General features: G+C 57.3%; 5 protein-coding genes. 4 read left to right on the top strand and 1 reads right to left on the bottom strand.

Annotated features, from left to right (window positions below; translation table 11 throughout):
- Positions 1–286, top strand: a 286-nt coding sequence (locus tag Q0341_RS10900; protein WP_299513112.1) for a methionine adenosyltransferase domain-containing protein, incomplete at its 5' end; no start/stop codon positions are given.
- A gap of 146 nt (positions 287–432) precedes the next feature.
- Here Q0341_RS10900 and Q0341_RS10895 read toward each other — a convergent pair.
- Complete coding sequence (locus tag Q0341_RS10895) at positions 433–1,935, bottom strand: amidase (protein ID WP_299513109.1); 1,503 nt, start codon at positions 1,933–1,935, stop codon at positions 433–435.
- Between the two features lie 452 nt (positions 1,936–2,387).
- On the opposite strand from Q0341_RS10895, the gene Q0341_RS10890 reads away from it, so the two are divergent.
- The 3 genes from Q0341_RS10890 to Q0341_RS10880 are packed head-to-tail and all read left to right on the top strand — an operon-like array spanning position 2,388 to position 4,152.
- The gene (locus tag Q0341_RS10890) at positions 2,388–2,999 is read left to right on the top strand and encodes a DUF6088 family protein (protein WP_299513107.1); all 612 of its coding nucleotides are present in this window, start codon (positions 2,388–2,390) and stop codon (positions 2,997–2,999) included.
- Entirely contained in the window at positions 2,992–3,936 is a 945-nt protein-coding gene (locus tag Q0341_RS10885; protein WP_299513105.1) for a nucleotidyl transferase AbiEii/AbiGii toxin family protein, read from the top strand. Before Q0341_RS10890 ends, Q0341_RS10885 begins: the two co-directional genes overlap by 8 nt.
- Before the next feature lie 27 nt (positions 3,937–3,963).
- Positions 3,964–4,152 (top strand): hypothetical protein, encoded by a 189-nt coding sequence (locus Q0341_RS10880; RefSeq protein ID WP_299513103.1) that lies wholly within the window; start codon positions 3,964–3,966, stop codon positions 4,150–4,152.
- The last annotated feature ends 93 nt before the right edge of the window (positions 4,153–4,245 follow it).

The following is a 4,245-nucleotide window of genomic DNA, read 5'->3' as shown; positions in this document are numbered from 1 at the left end:
GGCAACGAAGTGCCAAATCCAAGTGGCATACGCCATCGGCGTGGCACGCCCCATGAACATCACGGTGAACACCGAAGGCACAGGCGTGATCTCAGACGACAAGCTGGCCGCTTTGGTGGCCGAGCACTTTGACCTGCGCCCCAAAGGCATCATCCAGATGTTGGACCTGCTGCGTCCTATCTACAGCAAAACCGCCGCCTACGGCCACTTTGGCCGCGATGAACCCAACTTCACCTGGGAGCGTACCGACCGCGCCGCGGCGCTGAAGGCGGCTGCTGGCCTGTAAAGCAGGGCCCGCATGCCGGACCGTGACGGTCCTGCATGCGGTGTACTCGCAGGTCGGTGCCCTCAGGTCCGACATGCAGTGTCTTCGTAGGTCGGTGCCTTCAGGTCCGACATGGCATGAATACCGTTACCGTCTGACGCCAGCACTCAAACCTCCAGTCTGGCGCTGTACTCGTCGTTGTGGCACACATGCACCTGGGGCAAACGCCCCCCGTTCCACTGGCCACCCATTGCCCGCTCTATTTGCGCGGCCAATTGCAGCAACATGCCGTCATTGGCTTGTTTGGCCTGCGCATGGATACCCAAGGGCAAACCGTTTGGCTGCGTCGCCATGGGCATCGAGATACCGGGCATGCCGCACAAGTTGGTCAGGGGTGTGTAGGCGAAATTGCACCAGAGGTTGGCAAACCAATCGAGCACGCTGGCGTTGTCACTTGTGGTCAGGTATTCCACTGCGCCCAGCTTGGGTGTGGGCAAGGCTGTGATCGGTGTGAGGATGATGTCCCAGTCTTCAAAAAACTGTCCAAATGCCCGCGAGGTGGTGTTGAACACCGCCTGCATGCGGGCGCGCTCGGTGAAGCTGGTGTTCAAGCCCATCTCCCAGATCTTGATGTTGATCGGCTCGACCAAATCCGATGGCGGCCGCGCCAAACCCCGAGGGGCAAGCAAGTTCGAAATCGTCTGCGCGAAGTTGCTGATGTAACACGTCGTCTGCGCATCGAAAGCGGCGCGAAAGTCCACTTCAGGCAAGGCCCAGTCCACTTGGTGGCCCAACCCTTCTAAAAAGCGCCCAACGCGCTCAAGTTCAGCCACAAAATGCGGCACCGCCCGAAAGTCGCCCCACTCGTGCGACAGCGCAATGCGCAGGCGCGGCGGGTCACGCCGAATCAATTCGCTGTAAGGCTCGGCTGGCATCCAATACGGCATGAACTCGCCCGGCGCACCGCCGCGGCAGTGGTCCACAAAAGCGGCCGTGTCGCGCACCGTGCGGCTTTGGCAGCCCTGGGTGGAGACCAAACCGGTCAGGTCGGAGGCTGCAGGCGCGATCGAGAACACCCCGCGTGAGGGCTTCAGACCGATGTTGCCATTGGCCCCCGCCGGGATGCGGATCGAGCCGCCGCCATCGGTGGCGTGCGACAAAGGCAGCACGCCCGCCGCCAAAGCCACTGCCGTGCCGGCAGAAGAGCCGTAACTGGTGTACTCGGGATTCCAAGGGTTGCGCGTGACATAGACGGCCGGGTTTTCGGCCGAGCTGCACACGCCAAACTCGGGCGTGGTGGTGCGGCCAATGATGTTCAGGCCCGCCCGCCGAATTTGCGACGTCAAGAAGGTGTCTGCCGTGGCGCGGTTGCCACGCATCATCAAGGACCCCATTTCCTGCAAACGCCCTTTGAGGGTGGGCCCCAAGTCTTTCATGAAAAACGGCACGCCCGCAAAAGGCCCCGCCGGGTCCATGCCGTCCTGCAGCGGGTCGGCCACCACGTCGTTAAACACCTCCACCACAGCGTGCACCACCGGGTTGATGCGGGCCGCGCCAGCCGCCGCCTGGGCCGCCAACTCAGCAGGAGACACGTCGCCGCGCCGCACGCATTCAGCCAGCCCTAACGCATCGTGCTGCACCCACTCTTGCCAAGTCATTGCCAAAGTCATTGAAGCTATCCTTGCCGTTGCATTGCCCAAAGCTCACGCAAGTTTCTCACCGCGCCGCTCAGTCCACCAAGCCATTGTCCAGGGGTTCGTGCTTGGCGTTTGAGCCACAGGTGACCGCAGGCCCCCATGGGGGCAACAGGCAAAAAAAAGCCAACCGGTGAGGGCTGGCTTTTTCAGGGTTTGGTGGTGGGGTGTAACCACTGCGCAAACAGCCTCAGAGTAGCCCCTGCAGGCCTCATCTAGTTACTGCGAACAATCCCCAATTCAGCGCCGTCCCCCAAAGGGAACGCCCCATCGAATGCGTCCAATTCTACAGAATTGCGGACGGCGGTTCAATTCCGTAAATCACCCTTGAATCCGCGTCCGCAGCCCAACAATTCACTCAAATCATGGGGGGTGACACGTCGGGCAAGAAGCGCTAAAATGCATGAAATTTCAATGAAAAAGCTTCTATGTCAGCCGCTGCCACACTATTTACGCCTCCCCTAAGGGGTGCCAAAGCGCACCTTGCGGACGAGCTGCAAGCTGGCCGTGTCTATCGGCGTGAAGAGCTTGCTCGCCTGAGTAATGCAGTTGATCGACATCTGAATGAACTGGTGTCCACTGGGGTGCTCAAAAAATTGGCTCAGGGGCTTTACTACGCACCCAAGCAATCGAACTTTGGTCCCTTGCCACCCACTGACGAACAGGTGGTGAGAGGATTTCTGCGTGACAAGGATTTTTTGGTGTTTTCTCCGTCGTCATACAACACGGTGGGCCTGGGCACCACCCAGCTCTACAACAGCACACTGGTCTACAACCACAAACGTCATGGCGTTTTCAAACTGGGCAACCGACAGTTTAATTTCCGAGTAAAGCCTCGCTTCCCTAAAAAACTAACTTCCGAATTCCTGTATGTGGACCTGCTGAACAACTTGGAGGAATTGGCCGAAGACCGCGACGCTGTGCTCAGCCAGGCCCGCGACAAGTTGATGTCTCTCAATCAACCTCGACTCCAAGAGGCATTGAACAGCTACGGCAACATGGCAACTCGCAAACGCGTTCGGGAGTGGATCGGTGGCTGACTTTCTTCACGAACGACGCGACTTTGATCAATTGCTTGCGGTTGTCGCAAACGACCGTGCACTCGACCCCATGCTGGTCGAAAAAGACTACTGGATCATGCACAGCCTCTGGGGACTCCAGGCTCAAGGCTTTGTGTTCGAATTAAAGGGCGGCACCTCGCTGTCCAAAGGCTTCGGGGTCATCCATCGTTTCTCAGAAGACATTGACATCCGCATCGAGCCACCTGCTGACATGGATGTCAAAACAGGGCGCAACCAGGACAAACCTGCGCACATCGATTCGCGGCGTGCTTATTACGACGCGTTGTCAAAACGCATCCGCATCCCGGGTATCGACAGTGTTGAGCGGGACACCTTCTTTGACGATGAAAAAATGCGCAGCGCAGGCATTCGGCTCGTCTACTCACCCCGCGCCGCCACCGTCACAGGTTTGAAAGACGGCATCCTGCTGGAACTGGGGTTCGACGATACCGCACCCAATCGACCTGTCACCATCTCCTCTTGGGCTTTAGATTTCGTGATGAGCCGGGGCGTTGAAGTTGTCGACAACCGTGCCACCGACGTGCCCTGCTACGCGCCGACACACACGTTCGTCGAGAAGCTCCAAACCATCTCGACCAAGTACCGCCGTTTAGCTGAGGTTCAAAAATTTCCCGGCAACTTTCTGCGCCACTACTACGACGTGTATTGCTTGCTCGATCTAACCGAAGTTAATGCTTTCATGCAGGAGCAGGCGTATCAGGACCGAAAAGTGCAACGCTTTCGGTCTGGTGATGAATTGGTGATCGCCAAGAATCCAGCCTTCACCCTGAACGATTCTGGGCAGCGAGATCTTTTTGCTCGGGAATACAAAAAATCCTCTGCGCTCTACTACCAAGGACAGCCGGATTTCGATCAGCTACTTGACCGCATCGGCAAGCATCTGAATTCAATGTGACGCCTCAAGACTACTGACCTCAAGATCATGAACAGAGAATTAATATTCACAAATGCCCCAGATGATGCGCACTGGGCAACCATGTCCAAAGGCGACAAACAATCAGCCGTTGCAGATCTGGCCATTGCTGCCCTGACCGAATACGCAGCAAACGATCAAGAGCTGGATGCATGGGAAGCGCAACACCTTAGAAGCGCACTCACGTTTCAATCTTGATACGCGTATTTCCATCAGAAAATAAGATCCTAGTGTCATGATTACCGCCACCAGCAATTCGTTGTGCTCGAACTCGTGGCAAACGACTTAAGA

The organism is uncultured Limnohabitans sp. (genome assembly GCF_937889215.1).
Taxonomy (GTDB): domain Bacteria; phylum Pseudomonadota; class Gammaproteobacteria; order Burkholderiales; family Burkholderiaceae_C; genus Limnohabitans_A.
This window is presented reverse-complemented; position numbering and strand designations above follow the sequence as displayed.